Here is a 16,896-nt window from a genome sequence, read left to right on the forward strand (position 1 = left end):
CAAAGGCGATATCTTCTCCCACTGTTCGTCAGTTAACTCGTATCGTCTCATGACTTACTAACAAGCTAACAGGGTCTTTCGTTTGATTCATCAGACACAGCCTAGCAAGAGGGTAACAGTAGGTTGCTGCTGCCTGGCCAACTTTTTACTGAAATGCGCAAAAGTTGCTTTGCTGATGCTCCAGTCAGGCACCTTGATTTCACCCCAGGCTTTGGGTTCATCGGGTTGGTTAAAGTAGCAGACTCCCGCAATCTCAGGATAGTTGTGAATGGTTTGGGCTGCTTCTTCCAGCCAGACCTTCTGAAACTCTTCAGGGCCTTTCACACCAAATTCAGTAATGAAGATGGGTTTATCAACAAAGCGCATTCTGTAAAACTTGCGCTTAAAAATGGTGGAGAATGTTTCCTGCTTTCTATAATCTGTAATGTTTTTATCGGGTAACCCAAATACTGCCAAACTAATATAGTCTACTACATCGTTTCCGGGCCACCACTCCAGGGAGCCGCGGTCTCCGGCGGGGCCCCATACTAATCGTATATTCTCTGGGCGCGGCTGACGGAAGGTAGCAAAATAGCGGAAACACTTGATGTAATCGATAGGGTCCTGGCTTTGCCATGGATAGCGATGAATAGGGATTTCCATCTCATGTGCCCACCGTAAATAAACTGTTTGCCCGGCGTTTGAAACAACATCATACAGTTCCCGGAGCTCATTGTCATACTGGCCCCTCGGGGTGTTTACCAGAACGTCCGGATCATTTTTCCTGCTGTTTAGCCAGGGCTCTACAGTTACAACAACCTGGTGACCGCGGGCAATAACCCCTTCGAATTTTTTCCTGAATCGTCCGTTTCTTAGTTCAGGCCAGTCTGTGAAAAGATGTTCAACGGAAACAGATTTTTCCTTTGTCAGGCGTAGTTTCGGGTCGTATACGCCCAGCAGGAAATGCTGTGCAACTCCTGATTTTGCTTTGACATGCACACTGCCTGGTGTAACCGGAGAATCCTTCTGCTGGCTTTGATTGCTTAGTGCTTTGTATGACGCTGGCCGGTAGGGCTGAACTTCCCTGCTTGCCAGTTCCACCCATTGGCTGTTAAAACTATGCTTGGGGAGGTTTTCGGAGCCGAGTATCAAAAGCGGTTTATCGATGAACCGCATTCGGTGCAGTTTGCGCCTCAGCATGGCAGGAACAGAATGCTCCTGAGGATAGGTGGTGGTATTTAATTCGGATTGGCTGGCGAGGGTTATGCTGGTAAAATCCACCACATCTTCTCCGCGCCACCATTCCAGTGCGCCAGGGTAGCCCGCTGGTCCCCAAACAATTTTGGTGTCTGGCGCTGTTGCCTTCCATACCCGGGCAAAGTGCCGGAATGCCTTGATGTATAGTTCAGGGGACTGATTCTGCCATGGAAACTGCTTGACCGGTACTTCCATTTCCGGGTTCCAGCGTACGTAAGTGGTTCGTTGCCGCTTAGACATGATGGAGGCAATCTGCCTGATTTTAATGTCAAATCTTCCCTTTGCCACAGCCTTGAGTTTCGACCTGTAGGAGCCGGAGAACCCCCGCGCAAACATCTCGATAGTGAGGAGCGTTGGCTGGCTTTCTGAAAGAGAGGATTGCAACGCTTCAGTTAGTGTCAAGTCTCCTTTATCTTCCCACTTAAGCGTATAATGCTGTATCCTATTCGCCTCTGCTGCCGGGAAATGCTGTGGCAAACCGTAAACTCCCAGAACCGGTTCCGAAAGCCTTTGCTCTAATCCATCCTCATATAAGAATCTCTTCAGAGTGGGGCCAAGCTTGAGGAGTACCACAACCGTTCCTGTGATGATGAACAACGCTATGATTGCATATAAAACTTTAATGTTTCTCATGCTGCTGCTGTTTGTTTAGGTTGATCATAATATAGTACAACATTCTGACACTGGCAAGCAGCAACGGCAAGGAAAGAAGCTGTGTAAAAAATGTATGGTGTTGTTCCCGAAGATGACTGGGATCAATCGTAAAGGGAGTTGCGTAAAGCCTAACAAAGAATATATGTTCCAGCCGATGGCCATAAAGGCAAACTGGTCATTACATGAAGATACCAGCAGAAGCTAAGGGGGAAGGTGTAGCTTGCCATAAGCTTAAATGCTGAATATGAATTTAATATCTGAACCGAGTAAGCTTATTCTTTATTGAAAAATATTCGCTTATTTTATACCGACTATGACAGGACAGAGGAATAGGTGGGAGGGTTAGTACAGATAAAGTAAAACAACATTAGCAGACGAAACAATATGAAAAAGCTATCCAGAAGGTCGTTCCTGGGCAACAGCACCTCTTTGTCGCTTGCCGGTTTCTTCGGGTTGATGCCTGCCTTGGGCAAAACACGTCAGAAGCCAAAAGGTGATTTTGTGCACCATGTATATTTCTGGCTTAAAAACCCGAATTCAGCGGAAGACAAAGCCAAACTTATTGAGGGCCTGAACACCCTGAAAAACAACATAAAGGCCATACAACTGGCCCGTATAGGCGTACCAGCCAACACCAACCGCGATGTAATTGAAAGAGGCTACCAGGTTTCCTGGCTGCTGTTCTTTAATAATCTCGAAGAGCAGGAGGTTTACCAGAAGCACCCGGTACACCTGAAGTTTGTGGAGAATTATTCACACCTGTGGGACAAGGTGATTGTGTATGATTCAGTGGACGTTTGATTAAATGACATCAACATCAACAGAAAAGCCACTGACGAAGTGGCTTTTCTGTTGATGCGGGGGAAAGTAGGCAACAGCAGTTTCGCAGAAGCTTTGTACTTTCCTTTACAAGGAATAATCTTCATCATGGAAATGTTCCTGTCAGGGAAAGTACTCCATGCTCCTCAAAGGGGATATGTTTAGACGCGTGTACTTCTTGCGTAACACCAGAGATTTAAAGCAATTTTAAAATATGAGTAAAATAAAAATGTACCAGGTAGACGCCTTCACTGACAAGGTGTTTCATGGAAACCCTGCCGCCGTGTGTGTGCTGCACGAATGGCTGGAGGACAAGACAATGCAGCAGATTGCCGCAGAAAATAACCTCGCAGAAACCGCTTTTGTGGTGCCACAGGGGAGCGACTATGCGCTTAGGTGGTTCACTCCCACGGTGGAGGTAGACCTGTGCGGGCACGCCACGCTGGCAGCGGCTTATGTGTTGTTTCACTTCTATGACCATCCGTCAGGTACAATCAATTTTCACTCGCGCAGAAGTGGCCTGTTAACAGTGGACAGGGAGGGAGAAGAGTTAACGCTTGATTTTCCTGCAGATGTATACCAGCAGGTGGAGGCACCACAGGCACTTGCTTCGGCGTTAGGCAATGCCCCTGCAGAAGCTTACAAAGGGAAAACGGATTACCTGCTGCTCTACCAGACACAGAAAGAAATAGAGAACTTAAAGCCTGATCTGAGAGAATTGGCCTCTGTTGAAGCACGCGGTGTGATTGTGACAGCCCCGGGTGATGACGTTGATTTTGTATCCCGGTTTTTTGCGCCTCAGGTAGGTGTTGATGAAGATCCGGTAACAGGTTCTGCACACACCACCCTAAGCCCGTTCTGGAGCCAGAAACTGAATAAGAAAGTTTTAAGGGCCAGGCAGCTGTCGGCAAGGCAAGGAGACCTGAAGTGTGAGTTTATGGGAAACAGGGTGAGAATAACAGGTAAGGCCGTGGCTTATTTGTCTGGTGAGATAGAAGTGTAGCGGGTTGACGGTGCAGCGAGGGCCAGGGAACAATGCATGAGCCAGCAAGCAGAACAAACAAAAAGAAAAGCCACCGCTGAGGTGGCTTTTCTTTTTCTGTTCAATACAATTACAACACAGCCCCTCTTGCAGCTGATTTAAATAAGTTTGTGCTTTCAAAGCGCTGTTGCTGCATAATTGCAGCAACAGCAGCAACTTCTGCAGCAGCAAATGAGTACCATATTCGGCACCCACTGTACAATCTAAATTCAAAGCTGGATGAAAGACTTTAGTTTAGCCCTTGCTGTGGTAAGCTTTCTGCTGCTCGCCTCCGGGCTTATTTATAAAAGGCTGAAACGCTCAGTCATAAGTGAACCTATTCTGGCAGTGGGTGCGGGCATATTGCTCGGGCCGTTCGTCCTCGATCTCATTGATTTAAAAGATTGGGGACCCTTTGAGGCAACCATGGAGGTTGCCTGTATGCTGACCATCAGCATGGCCCTGATGGCTACTGCCTTCCGGATGCCTAAAAGTTATCTGGCAAAGCACTGGCGCCTGCAGAGCATTATGTTGTTTGGCGGTATGCTGGGTATGTGGGCCTGCTCTACTTTTTTAATTCGCCTGATTTTCGGGTTTGACTGGCTGCTCTGCATGTTGATCGGGGCTACTGTCACGCCAACCGACCCTGTAATAGCCTCTACCATTGTAGCAGGTGAAACAGCTAAAAAACTACTTCCGGACAGGGTTAGGCATGCTATATCTTTTGAGTCAGGTGCGAACGACGGTCTGGCTTATCCCATCGTGCTATTGCCCCTGCTCCTTATCCAAAAGCCTGCGCATGCCCTGCAGGAGTGGCTGCTGAAATCAATACTTTGGGAAACGGGCGGCGGTGTTCTGTTCGGGTTGGTGATAGGCTATGTGGCTGGAAAGCTCCTTCTAAAAGCAAGGGAGGCCAATTGGATGAGTGAAACTGCCTTGCTGTCCTTCTCGCTGGCCCTTGGTTTATTCGTGTTAGGCTTGCTGGAGGTGATTGGCTGTAACGGAATCATAGGTGTGTTTGCAGCAGGCTTCGCCACAAACCTGGTGCTGAATACAGAAGAAGATGTGGAGCAGGAGGAAGTACAGGAGGCTATGGAACGAATTTTCACCATTCCTATCTTTTTCTTCTTTGGGCTGATACTCCCCTGGGAAGACTGGTTTGCTTTAGGCTGGAAAGCGGTAGCTATTGTGGTGGCTGTATTGTTGCTCAGGCGTCTGCCGGTCTTCCTGGTGCTGGCCCCTTTCCTGAAAAGCCTCCCCAAAAAAGCCGATGTCGCTATCGTCGGGTGGTTTGGCCCGATAGGAGTGGCTGCTTTATTTTACATGGTGCACAGCCTGCAAAAGGTAGGCATGCAGGAGGTGTGGGTAGTAGGAACCCTGATTGTGTTCGGCTCTACTTTGGTGCATGGTTTTACAGGATATATGTTTGCGAAGTGGTACCATGAAAAAGCCGGCACTGAACGATTGAAGGCAGTAACGTAAAGGTGTTGGGGGCATAGAAAAGCCTACCCGAAAGCAGACACAGCATATCTGCTTTCGGGCAACACCTGCTTTAGAGTGGCAGCTTCACATCCTGCATCAGCCTTCCGACCGGGTACATGTTATGCGTGTATTCGTAGTGCGGTGTGTTGCGGTATACAAAATCCAGCTGCGCCCGCCCATTTTTTGCGAAGTCCGGATCCTGTTTCTTGCGTGCTTCCAGGCGCTGGCGTAGGTCCGGGTCTTTCTTCAGGTACTCTGCTGCTAAGTCTTCAAACACATAAGATGAGAAGTACTCTTTCTGCATCAGGATAGAGTCAAAGAAGTTCCAGTTGAAGTAGGAGTCCACAGCCTGTGGCTCCAGTACCTCCACCACAAAGCGGTTAGCAGGCTGGTTCAGGTAGACCACGTAATCCCCTTTAAAGAACTGGCGCGGCATGCGCTTTGTCTCTACCTGCACATCAGAATGCAGGTAATGCCCTTCGTATGGGTGCTGACTTGTTTTATAATCGGTGATATAGTAGGTGTCTAGGGTGAGGGTGGTGTCCTTTTTAAGTTGCTGCAGCTGTACTTTGTCAGTTTTCAGGCGTTCAATCACCTCGTCCCAGGCCTGCGGAATGATATAGGCTACCGGTTTCTCAACGGTTACGGTAGGCACAAACTCATCGTAGTAGTTAATCATTTTGCTGTACGGCGCCTTGCGGTCATAATACAGGCGGTCGATGCCGCTTACCTCACTCGGCTTGTATTTGGCTTTATAGCCCAGGAAAGGAACCTGGCTTACTTTAGTCGTGTCCAGTTTCCAGTTCAGCGGGAATTTCTGCTGCAGCAGTGTTTCCTGCTTCGCCTGGGCGCGCAATGTGCCGATTTCCTTTGCATCGCGGTGCACCGTTTCGATCATGTTCTCCATCAGCTTATAGGTTGCCTTCACGCGCTGGTCGAAAGGCTTCAGCATGTGTGTTTCGGGCACAAAGCCAATGGTGTTGTAGAGCGTCGTATACCCTGTGGCATAGCGCGGAGATTCCATAAAACCGATGATGCCTTCGTCTGGTGTGTCGCCGGCGTGGTTCATGTAAGGCACCATCGGGAACTTGTCCTGTTTCATGCCCGCATACAGTGCCGGTACCATTTTGCCGGAAAGGTATTTTGCCAGTGTGGGGTTCAGTTTGTTGTGCTGCGTGGCAATCAGCGTCATCACGTGCTGGTAATCGGCCCCGTTGGAGGTGTGGTTGTCCATGAACACATCCGGGTCCCATTCGCGGAATATTTCATGGAAGGTCCTGGCGTTGTCGGAGTCCATTTTAATAAAGTCCCGGTTCAGGTCCAGGTTACGGGCATTCCCCCGGAAGCCGTAGCTTTCTGGTCCGTTCTGGTTCGTGCGGGTGTGGCTGTTACGGTTCAGGGCGCCGCCGATGTTGTACACCGGTATTATGGCCAGCACCACATTGTCGAGCTGCCTGCGTCGCTTCCTGTCCTGCAGGTAATCGCGCACCAGCAGCATAGTTGCGTCAATGCCTTCCGGTTCTCCCGGATGGATGCCGTTCTGGATAAGCAGGATACGCTTGTCTTTCTTGCGGATAGCGGCTGGGTTAAAGTCTTTGTCAGTGGAAACCACCACCAGGTGCAGCGGGCGGCCTGCATCTGTCGAGCCGTAAGGCATCATCTTCACTTCATCGTAGGCAGCGTCCAGCTTCTGGTACCAGTTAATAGCTTCCTCATAGGTGGCGGTTTGGTTGCCGTTGCCTTGCTCGTAAGGTGTTTTCAGGTCAGGTTTGTTTTGGCCGGGTCCTCCTGCAGAAAGCAGGGCAGCTAAAAGTAATGTGGTTAGCATGTTGTCAGGTTAACGTGGTATGAAGAGGTGAAATTAAGGAATTTTGAGAGGAAATGTGTGGGGCCATGCTATTGTGAAGAGCTCCAACAAAAAAGCCTTAGCATAAGGGCCAAGGCTTCAGAAATATACTTGATGTGTCAGTTTATACCACAATCCGGCTGAACCTGTTCCGGTATTTGTCGGTGGGGAAAAGCTTGCTGTCGAGGCTGTACCTGCCAGGGCCAATGAAGAAAAGTGAGAAGAACAGGATAGCGGCCTCCAGTGCATGCGAATAGCCGTTGAAACCGTCGCCAGCAGCTACATGTCGGGCGGTGGCAATTATCATTGTGAACAATAGCAGGAGGCATGTTACCCGCCAGAACAGGCCCAATATCAGCAGCAAACCGCCAACGGCCTCAGCGAAGCCTGCCATAAAGCCCCAGAAGGCCGGGACAAAGGTAATTCCCATAAGCTCCATGTTTTGCCCGAGAGCTGCCCAACGTTCAGGGCCACCAGCCAGTTTAGGCCAGCCGTGCAGAATAAACATGGTACCGATGCCAATGCGCAACAGCAGTAAACCAAGGTCTTTGTATCGGTAGTCAGAGCGGAGAAATGCCATAAACACAATAATACGTATTCGTGCTTAATATCGCAAGATGCTAATGTATTATGATGCGTTTCACAAGCGTATTTGCCGGGATATTCCCCGGGTTATACCTGCCCCTGTCCCTGGCATCCTGCGGAAGCTGTGTGTCGTCCAGCACAAAGCTCATACCCGCCTCTTCAGACACGGCCACAAAATTATCTTCCGCCAGTGCCACTGTTCCGATAGAGTAGGCCTCTTTCACCTCCCCGTATTTAGACCCTACCCCTAATCCTTTTGCTGTTTTGTAATCCTCGCTGTCCACGCTAATGCGCCATACCATGCAGTTGGGTTCACAAACCTGTTCTATCAGCAGCCCTTTTTCCTGCCCTTTTGGGCGCAGTACATAGGCCGTAGACTGCTGTCCTTCCTGCGTCAGGGTGGTATCGTTTATAACCATGCCTGTTGGTACCTGCTCCCGCACCTGGTTGATAGGCATGCCTATTCTCAGGTTTCCTACCTGTCCTTTCTCTATTACAAGCGTAGAAGGGGCAGGTGCGGCAACAGCATCCGTTTCAGTAGCGTTGATCTGTTGCTGTACGTTGCTTTCTTCGGCAGATTCGTTTTCGTTTTGTGAGAGACAGGCAGCCATGCCTACTCCCAACAATATCGCATATAGCAGGTTTCTTATCATATCGGTACGGTTTCTTTTCTTTATTATTTAAACCTTGTAGCGCAGCAGGAGGTTATAGTATATTAGCACCAAAAACGAATTCTTTTATATTATCATACATTAATCTTAGAATAATAAAATGGCAAAACCATTAATCTTGGTCTCAAACGACGACGGCATTACCGCACCTGGCATACGCGCACTTGTAAAAGTGGCCATGAAGGTGGGGGATGTGGTGGTTGTAGCGCCTGATAGTCCGCAGTCGGGTATGGGACATGCCATCACCATCGGTAATACACTGCGCCTAGATAAATCCATTGCTTTCGAGGACCTGGATGTGGAGGCATACGAGTGCTCCGGCACCCCCGCAGACTGTGTGAAACTGGCAAAGCACCATGTGCTGAAAAACAGGAAAGCCGACCTGGTGGTGAGCGGCATCAACCATGGCTCTAACTCCAGCATCAGCGTACTTTATTCCGGCACAATGTCGGCGGCCATAGAAGCGGCTATTGAAGGCTTTCCTTCCATCGGTTTTTCCCTGTGCGACTACGGGCATGAAGCCGATTTTTCGCATACCGAAGAGTTTGTGGAGCAGATTATCCGGCAGGCCCTGGAGCATAAGATTCCGGATAATACGGCCCTCAACGTGAACATACCTAAAAAGAGTGACGAGAAGATCAAGGGTATCAAAATCTGCCGCCAGGCCCATGCCAAGTGGCAGGAGGAGTTTGATGAGCGCCTGGATCCGCGCAACCGCAAGTACTACTGGATGACGGGCAGCTTCGTGAACTTTGACAAAGGCGAAGACACGGACGAGTGGGCGCTGGTAAACAATTACATCTCCATCGTGCCTTGCCAATTCGACATGACAGCCCACCATGCCATTGGCATGATGAACGAAGGCTGGCAGTTTTAAGTAAAGCAGCACTACAGGCGTGAACATTAATAGAGCACAGCCCCGGCTATATTGTAGCCGGGGCTGTGCTGTTATCAGGGTGTTGTATAGCCTGGAGTTATAATTTTAAAGGGTTTTTAAAATGACAACAAGATGCCGGGCGGTAGTTTAAAGGCGAAGTAGCTTATTTCAATGCAAACCGGATCGGCAGCGTGTACTCCACCCGCACCGTTTCCCCATTCTGCTTGCCTGGGGCCCAGTTTCCGCTTGTCATCTTTACCACTCTTACTGCCTCCTGGTCCGTTTCAGGACTTAGGCTTTTGACGGTGTGGATGTTTGTTACAGCGCCATCTTTCTCCACTGTGAATTTTACAACAGTCAGCCCCTCCACCTCGGCTTCCTGTGCCGCCTCCGGATATTTTATGTTGTTCCCCAGGAAGGACAACAAAGCCTCATTGCCACCTTTAAACTCCGGCATTTCCTCAACATATGTGTATGCTTTCGAGGTGTCTGCTTTCTTTTCATAAACAGCTTCTTGCTTCTGCGTTTCCATAGTTGGGTCATCGTCAGTAGAGCAGGAGGCTGCTCCGAACAGGCAGGCAAAAAGGAAAACAACCAGTGTCGGTTTAATTAAAATGAGCTTTTTCATAATTAATGGATTTTTGGTTTTAAATTGATTTTATAAGGCAATAGCTTTCCAAGCACGGAATTTTCCGTACAAAAATTGATGAGTAAAAACATGGGGTATTTTACCTGAGGGCGAACCGGATAGGCAAGGTATACTGCACCGGAACCACTTTGCCGTTCTGCCTGCCGGGTTCCCAACTGCCGTTCATCATTTTTACCACGCGTATGGCCTCTTCATCCGTGCCTTTTCCTAGTTTTTTGATGACCTCAATATCTTCCAGGCTACCATTGTAGTTAATGGTGAACCTTACTACTACTAAACCTTCCACCTTCGCCTCTTGCGCTTCTTTCGGGTATCGGATGTTTTCCCCCAGGTACTTCAACATTTCGCTTTCCCCTCCTCTAAATTGAGGCATCTGTTCCACATAGGTATAAGGTTTTGTATGGAGGAGATCTTGTACTTTATCAGTTGGTTCAGTTCCCTGAGCAGGTACGTCTTCAGGTGGTTCACCCATTGTATCAGGCATTCTTTTCGTTGGTTCAGGTGTTGGTGTTTCTCCTTTGCTTTCAACTGTGCCAGGAGCCAACTCCTGCAGGGGCGGCTTCTGCGGTGCTGGTGTTTCCTTTGTGGTAGTAGCAAGCTGTGAGGCAATATCAGTGGTGGCCCGGTGGGAGGTAAGGGTAAACAACAGCAGCACAAGCAGGGGGAGTGAAAGCAGGGGCTTTAGCCAGCCAGCCTGCTTGCCGTGTAGCTTCAGCATCTGCAGGCGCTGCAGCACCTGTGGCTTCTGGAAGTGGCTGCCTACAGGAAGGCCCATGTTGAAGAGCACTTCTTTTGATAAGAGGGCGCTGTACTCCTGTGGCTGGTGCTGCTCCAGTACACGGGCATCGGCCTGGTACTCGTGTAGGTTGCGGAGTTCAGCTTTCAGGAACCAGATAACCGGGTGAAACCATAAAAGAATAGACAGCAGCTCGTAAAACAGGATATCATAGGTATGGCCCAACTGCACATGGGCCAGTTCATGCGCCAGCACCTGTTGCTTCTCGCGTGGGCTGAGCTGCTCCTGCTTGCTCAGAAACACATAGTTCAGGAAGGCAAAAGAAGAAAAGTGCTGCTCCATCTGTAAGATTTGAACAGGGCCTGGTTGCTGCTGTACGCTGATTGCCCTGGAGATGAGGTTGCGGATATGCCAGAGCTGCCTGTACAGCCTGAATACAAGAAACAGCGCCACCAGCAGGTAAATGCACCAGGCAAGGCTGGCTGGTGTTATAAACTCCAGCAGGGCAGTGTCTGTTGCGGGCTGCCTATAACCTGTCACCGTCACTTCCGATAACTGTATCGCCTGTAGAGTTTGGGCAATGGCCGTATCAGGGGAGAACAGGGCAGGCCACTTTACCAGCGGCAGCGACAGCGCCACAACCGGTGCCAGTAGCAGGTAGAGCCTGTTAAACCTGAAGTTTGTTTCGTTTCGTAACAACGCATAGTAGAACAGGTACAGTACCAGCAGTGCAATGCCGGATTTAAGTATAAAGCTAAGCATTGTTTCCATCTTGCGGATCCTCCTTATCCGTGTCTATGTCTTGTTTTACCTGCTTTAGCAGCTCATCCAACTCCTGCACATTTAGGTTGTTGTCTTTGGCGAAGAACGAGACCAGCTTCTCAAAGGAACCCCCGAAGTAGCCACTCATAAAGTTCTTCAGGAAATAGCTCTTGTACCTGTCCTGCGCCACAAGGGGGTAGTATTGGTGCGACTTGCCAAATGCCTCGTGCCCGACAAAGCCTTTGCTCTCCAGTATCCTTACTATCGTGGACACCGTGTTGTAGGCAGGCTTCGGCTCGGGGAGTTCCTCTAAAATGTCCCGGACAAAAGCCCGTTTCAGCTTCCAGAGCACCTGCATAATCTCTTCTTCGGCCTTGGTTAATTCTTTCATCTGTGTGTGGTTCAACCTCTGTTAAACTAATATATAACTAAATACTTAGTTTATAAACTAAAAGTTTAGTTTATTGTGTAAAAAGTATCTTTCCCCTCATAATCTTATTCCATCGTATAATAGTAGCATCTGTATCCGGAGTACCACCTGTATGTGTAAAGAGGAGTGCAGATTATCACTTTTTTTGGGAAAGAGGTTAATTTTTTTAGAAATACATTTTCTTTCTTAAATAAATATTTTGGGTTGTTTATTTGTGATATAAGTAACAAGCCTGGCTCTACAATAGGTTTATTTTCAATACAATGAAGCTTTTATTGCAAAATTTGTATTAGCTTGAACTGTAGGGGAGGGTTGTTTTATTATACCCATTTTACGTTTAATATCATTCCTGGCTTAAAACTTTCATTTTCATATAATTTTCAAAAGGCGTAACTTTCGAGTTGGAATGGGGGAGGGATGCGAAGGGGTATACCTTTATGTACTTGGTGCTTCCAGGAAACACCGAACATACCTAAAGAAGTACTTTGTTATGCAGCTTCACAATTCCTGAAATCAAATTAATTTATCTAACAACAACCTGACATGAGAAAAATTTTATTACTGAATTTTGCTTTCATGCTTTGCCTGCTACAACAGGTAATGGCACAAGGTGGAACAGTTACAGGCAGGGTAACCGAGCAGGAAACAGGCCAAGGTTTGCCTGGTGTAACTGTTATCCTGAAAGGAACTACCACCGGAACAAGCACTGGAGTTGATGGAGGATACTCTATCACAATTCCTGCTAATGTGAATCCTGCTAACGCAACGTTGGTATTCAGACAAATTGGTATGACCACGCAGGAAATTAATGTTGGAAACAGAACCAACATTAACGTGAGCATGAGCCCGGATACAAGACAGCTGTCTGAATTAGTGGTGACGGGTTATACTACCCAGACACAGCGTGAGGTAGCCGGCTCTGTTTCTACCGTGAAGGCTGAGGAAATCAGACAGGTGCCAATTGCCTCTTTCGACCAGGCATTGCAGGGTAGAGCACCCGGTATATTGGTACAGGCGAACTCTGGCCAGCCAGGTGCAGCTGCAAACGTTATTATCCGTGGTAGAGGCTCCATCCTAGGCAGTAGCGAGCCACTATACATCATGGATGGAATTCAAATCTCAGCAGCTGACTTTTCTACGCTGAACCCGGCCGACTTTGAGAGCCTTACAGTATTGAAAGACGCCTCTGCCACTTCTATCTATGGTTCAAGAGGTGCCAATGGTGTGGTGGTAATCACTACCAGAAAAGGCCTTGCTGGCAGAACACGCATTAACTATGATGTTCAGTATGGTTTCTCAAGAGCGCCGGAAAACAGGCTGGAACTCATGAACACAGAGCAGAAATTGGAGTATGAGTTGCGAAGAGGCAATCCTTACGCATGGGATGATGCTGACTTAGAGAGGCTGAGACAGGTAGATACGAACTGGGAAGATGTATTCTTTAAGACAGGCAGAACGCAGAACCATACACTAAGCGCTTCTGGTGGTAGTGAGAAAACTACGTACTACCTGTCTGGCTCTGTTTTCGACCAGACCGGTACTGTGCCTAACACTGGCTTAGAGCGTTATACTGCTAGAGCCAACGTAGAATCTGCTGCCGGTAACTTTAACTTTGGATTGAACTCAACTTTCGGTTATTCTGAGTTCACCAACACCAGCGAGGCTAACTCTGGTATCGCTACTCCCCTGAACGCTATTCGTTGGACAAACCCGTACGAAACACCTTATGATGAAGACGGAAACTACACGCAGATGGCATCTGGCCAGCCGAATGCTTTGCAGGAACTGCTGGAGAACAACAACCTGAGACAGCAGATTAAAGCCGTAGGTAACGTTTTTGTTGGCTACAAAGCTCCTTTCCTAGAAGGCTTATCATTCAGAACCAATTGGGGTGGCGACTTCACATCAAACGAAATATCTGCCTATGTTGACCCCGAGACCTATAGCGGGCAATTCTCTACGGGTGGTTCAGGTAGCTTTGGCCGTGGCTATAACCGATCTTTCCGATACACCGGAACAACCTCTGCTACTTACGACACACAGTTTGGTACAGATCACACCCTGACAGTTGCCTTGTACAACGAAGTTGTAAACAGGGTATATCGCGGCCTGAGCTTTACAGGTTACGGATTGGGTGGTGCCTTCGAAAACGAGGCTGGTATTACGCCTGGTAACGCTTCTAACGGCTTTATACCTGCTGTTGGCGGTGAAGGCACTGAAAATGCTTTGTTATCTTACTTCACAAACATCAACTATGGCTTCCGCGACAGGTACTTCCTGACCTTAGGCGCACGCCGCGACGGTTCTTCCCGATTTGGTGCTGACAGACGTTTTGCAAACTTCGGTTCTGTAGGCTTTTCCTGGATTGTTTCTGATGAGCCTTTCATGCAGGGGCTGACAAACGTATTCAATGACGTGAAGTATAAGATTTCTTATGGTTCAGCAGGTAACCAGATATTATTGGATGCCGCTGGTAACGCACTTGATTTTGCCTCCCGTGAGCTTTACAGTCGTAGCGTATATGGTGGTATAAGCGGTTTGGCCCAGGCACAGCTGGCAAATCCACTGTTACAGTGGGAAAGAAAAACCACGTTCAACACTGGTTTAGAGTTCTCTACCCTGAACGGAAGACTAGCTGCTACAGTGGAATACTATAACTCTGTTACAAGTGACCTGTTCCTGGACAGACAACTTTCCAGAACTACAGGTTATTCGGAGTTGATCTCAAACATTGGTGCATTGCGAAACAGAGGTGTTGAACTAGCCCTGAACGGTGACATCGTAGCCACCCCGGATTTTACCTGGAGCGCCAATGTTAGCTTAACATACAACAGAAACGAGGTAACACAACTAGTAGGCGAAGAGGAAGAAATTGTTAACGGCCTGTATACTAACCGTGTTGGAGAGCCAATGAATTCGCTTTATGTGGTACGTTATGCCGGTGTAAACCCAGACAATGGAAACGCACAGTACTATACTGCGGAGGGCGATATCACGGAAACTTATAGCCCGAACGACCGTGTAATTGTGGGTACAACAGAGGCTCCTTTCTTTGGCGGTTTTGGTACTTCTCTTAATTTCAAGGGCCTGGAAGTAAGTTCCTTCTTCAGCTTTGTTAGAGGCAACCAGATCTACAACAACGACCGTGCGAATGTGGAAAACCCACTGTACCTATATGATAATTTATCAGCTTCTTTGATGAATGAATGGCAGGAACCTGGCGATATCACTAATATCCCTCGCCCGGGCGCTCCTTTCAGACAGTCTACCACGCGTTTTGTTGAGGAGGGCGACTTCCTGAGGCTGCGTAACATCAACGTGTCTTATTCACTGCCTGCCTCTATTGTTAATTCAATAGGCGCAATAAACAGCATTAGAGTATTTGCTCAGGGCCAGAACTTAGTAACATGGACAGACTTCCAGGGCTTTGACCCTGAAGTAAGCGGCGGATCGCTGACAGGTGCACAGTACCCTGCGCTTCGTACCGTTACTTTTGGCTTAAATGTTGGTTTCTAAATTATTAAAATTTCAAAAATGAGAATTAAACAACTATTTATAGGCTTAGGATTAAGCTGCGCTATGGCGTTCTCTTCCTGCGAGGACGTAATTGATGTGGAGCCAGAGTTCCAGAGAGATGCGAACCAGATTTTTACAAGCCTGGATGATTACCAATTCGCATTAACAGGAGCCTATGCTCAATTCCGCCAGGTAGGGTATTATGCAAGCGGTGGCCAAACCACAGGTACATGGTCCACTTTGCCGGACATGATGTCCGACAACCTGGTACAAACAGATGAAGACTTAGGGAACTGGTCTAATCAGACAAACTGGATATACACAGCTGATGAGAGTGACATAGCCATAGCCTGGCTTGCTGCCTATTCTGTGATTAATCAGTCTAACCTGGTTTTGCGTAATATTGAACAGTTCTCTGACACCGATCCGGAAAGAGTAAACAGAATCAGAGGACAGGCACTGGCTATCAGAGCGATGGTTCATTTTGACCTGCTGCGTTACTGGGGCGAGAGCTTTGATAGAAATTCTACTGCGCTGGGCGTGCCATACAAAACAACAGTAGATCCGGAGGATATGCCTGCCAGACTAACTGTTAGTGAAACGTATGACAACATCTTCAGTGATCTTGAGGAGGCAGAATCGCTTCTGGGGAATGTAGATACCGATATCAATACTTCTAACAGAGCCTATATCGATCAGACAGTGGCCAGAGCCATATTGGCCCGTGTAAGCCTGTATGCGGAAGAATACGCAGCAGCAGAGCAATATGCTACACTTGTAATTGAGGAGATACCTTTAGCTGAGAGAGAGGATTTTGCCGATATTTGGACAGATGCTTTTTATGATGACGAGGTAATCTGGTCGGTGGCATTTAACGCAGGTGAGGGTACTCCTAGTGGAGGTGTACATAATGCCCCCTCTAATCGTAACCGCTTTAGGCCTTCAGAAGAGCTAGTTGAGGAATATAATGAAGATGCTGACATAAGGTTCGATACATATTTTGCATATAGAGATGTTCGGGCGGACGGAGACTCTATCAATCCAACAGTCATAAAGCCTGATACAAGAAGAATTTTAAATAAATTTACAACTCGTGGAACTGCTTTAGATAATCTGGTGGACTGGAAAGTATTCAGAACAGGTGAAATGTACCTGATACGTGCTGAAGCCAGAGCGAAATCAGGTGATATGCTAGGTGCCCTGGAGGATTTAAACACATTGCGTGCTGCCAGAATAGCGGGTTATGTGCCAGTTGTATTAACAGGCCAGGCCTTGATTGATGCCATTGCAATGGAAAGACGCAAGGAGCTGTTTGGTGAAGGCCACAGATGGTTTGATGTGAAGAGAACTACACGCAACCTTGTGCGGGAAGATTGTGGCACTACGACTGCAAACTGTACGCTGGAGCCGAATGCACGCGAGTGGGCTTGGCCTATTCCGCAGGCTGAGATTGATGCGAATCCAAACATCAGCACACAGCAAACTACGGGTTACTAATTTTACCGGCCTAACCTAAACCTGGCTATGCCAGGGGGCAGGGTTAGCAGAATAAAAAGCGCCTTACTGCAATTGCGGTAAGGCGCTTTTTTTATCTTAAAAAGGTGCTGGTGAG

13 protein-coding genes are annotated in these 16,896 nt (G+C 48.0%); 6 read left to right on the forward strand and 7 right to left on the reverse strand.

The window, feature by feature from the left end; all coding sequences use genetic code 11:
• Window positions 1-90: 90 nt before the first annotated feature.
• Window positions 91-1,869, reverse strand: coding sequence for a glycoside hydrolase family 26 protein (locus tag ACYVB1_RS15365; protein ID WP_460924668.1), 1,779 nt, complete (start codon window positions 1,867-1,869; stop codon window positions 91-93).
• 405 nt (window positions 1,870-2,274) lie between these two features.
• On the opposite strand from ACYVB1_RS15365, the gene ACYVB1_RS15370 reads away from it, so the two are divergent.
• The 3 genes from ACYVB1_RS15370 (at window position 2,275) to ACYVB1_RS15380 (ending at window position 5,212) form a co-directional block, all read left to right on the forward strand.
• On the forward strand, window positions 2,275-2,691 hold the full coding sequence (locus ACYVB1_RS15370) for a Dabb family protein (RefSeq protein ID WP_460924669.1): 417 nt from the start codon (window positions 2,275-2,277) through the stop codon (window positions 2,689-2,691).
• Between the two features lie 232 nt (window positions 2,692-2,923).
• Entirely contained in the window at window positions 2,924-3,712 is a 789-nt protein-coding gene (locus ACYVB1_RS15375) for a PhzF family phenazine biosynthesis protein (protein WP_460924670.1), read from the forward strand.
• A 258-nt stretch (window positions 3,713-3,970) separates the two neighbouring features.
• The gene (locus ACYVB1_RS15380; RefSeq protein ID WP_460924671.1) at window positions 3,971-5,212 is read left to right on the forward strand and encodes a cation:proton antiporter; all 1,242 of its coding nucleotides are present in this window, start codon (window positions 3,971-3,973) and stop codon (window positions 5,210-5,212) included.
• 70 nt (window positions 5,213-5,282) lie between these two features.
• On the opposite strand, the gene ACYVB1_RS15385 is transcribed toward ACYVB1_RS15380, so the two are convergent.
• From ACYVB1_RS15385 to ACYVB1_RS15395, 3 genes are all read right to left on the reverse strand, one after another.
• A complete protein-coding gene (locus ACYVB1_RS15385) occupies window positions 5,283-7,040 on the reverse strand; it encodes a M14 family metallopeptidase (protein ID WP_460924672.1) in 1,758 nt (585 codons plus the stop codon).
• Window positions 7,041-7,182: 142 nt separating this feature from the next.
• Window positions 7,183-7,638, reverse strand: coding sequence for a DoxX family protein (locus ACYVB1_RS15390; RefSeq protein WP_460924673.1), 456 nt, complete (start codon window positions 7,636-7,638; stop codon window positions 7,183-7,185).
• Between the two features lie 40 nt (window positions 7,639-7,678).
• Window positions 7,679-8,296: a mechanosensitive ion channel protein MscS gene (locus ACYVB1_RS15395; protein ID WP_460924674.1), complete on the reverse strand. Its 618-nt coding sequence runs from the start codon at window positions 8,294-8,296 to the stop codon at window positions 7,679-7,681.
• 118 nt (window positions 8,297-8,414) lie between these two features.
• On the opposite strand from ACYVB1_RS15395, the gene surE reads away from it, so the two are divergent.
• Window positions 8,415-9,191, forward strand: coding sequence for a 5'/3'-nucleotidase SurE (gene surE / locus ACYVB1_RS15400; protein ID WP_460924675.1), 777 nt, complete (start codon window positions 8,415-8,417; stop codon window positions 9,189-9,191).
• Window positions 9,192-9,354: 163 nt separating this feature from the next.
• On the opposite strand, the gene ACYVB1_RS15405 is transcribed toward surE, so the two are convergent.
• The 3 genes from ACYVB1_RS15405 to ACYVB1_RS15415 form a co-directional block, all read right to left on the reverse strand.
• On the reverse strand, window positions 9,355-9,819 hold the full coding sequence (locus ACYVB1_RS15405; RefSeq protein ID WP_460924676.1) for an energy transducer TonB: 465 nt from the start codon (window positions 9,817-9,819) through the stop codon (window positions 9,355-9,357).
• A gap of 100 nt (window positions 9,820-9,919) precedes the next feature.
• Entirely contained in the window at window positions 9,920-11,347 is a 1,428-nt protein-coding gene (locus ACYVB1_RS15410) for a TonB family protein (protein ID WP_460924677.1), read from the reverse strand.
• The gene (locus ACYVB1_RS15415; RefSeq protein ID WP_460924678.1) at window positions 11,331-11,729 is read right to left on the reverse strand and encodes a BlaI/MecI/CopY family transcriptional regulator; all 399 of its coding nucleotides are present in this window, start codon (window positions 11,727-11,729) and stop codon (window positions 11,331-11,333) included. Before ACYVB1_RS15415 ends, ACYVB1_RS15410 begins: the two co-directional genes overlap by 17 nt.
• Window positions 11,730-12,311: 582 nt before the next feature.
• On the opposite strand from ACYVB1_RS15415, the gene ACYVB1_RS15420 reads away from it, so the two are divergent.
• Window positions 12,312-15,284, forward strand: coding sequence for a SusC/RagA family TonB-linked outer membrane protein (locus ACYVB1_RS15420; protein ID WP_460924679.1), 2,973 nt, complete (start codon window positions 12,312-12,314; stop codon window positions 15,282-15,284).
• Window positions 15,285-15,347: 63 nt separating this feature from the next.
• On the forward strand, window positions 15,348-16,781 hold the full coding sequence (locus ACYVB1_RS15425; RefSeq protein WP_460924680.1) for a RagB/SusD family nutrient uptake outer membrane protein: 1,434 nt from the start codon (window positions 15,348-15,350) through the stop codon (window positions 16,779-16,781).
• Window positions 16,782-16,896 lie beyond the last annotated feature (115 nt).

This window comes from Pontibacter brevis (genome assembly GCF_054779655.1).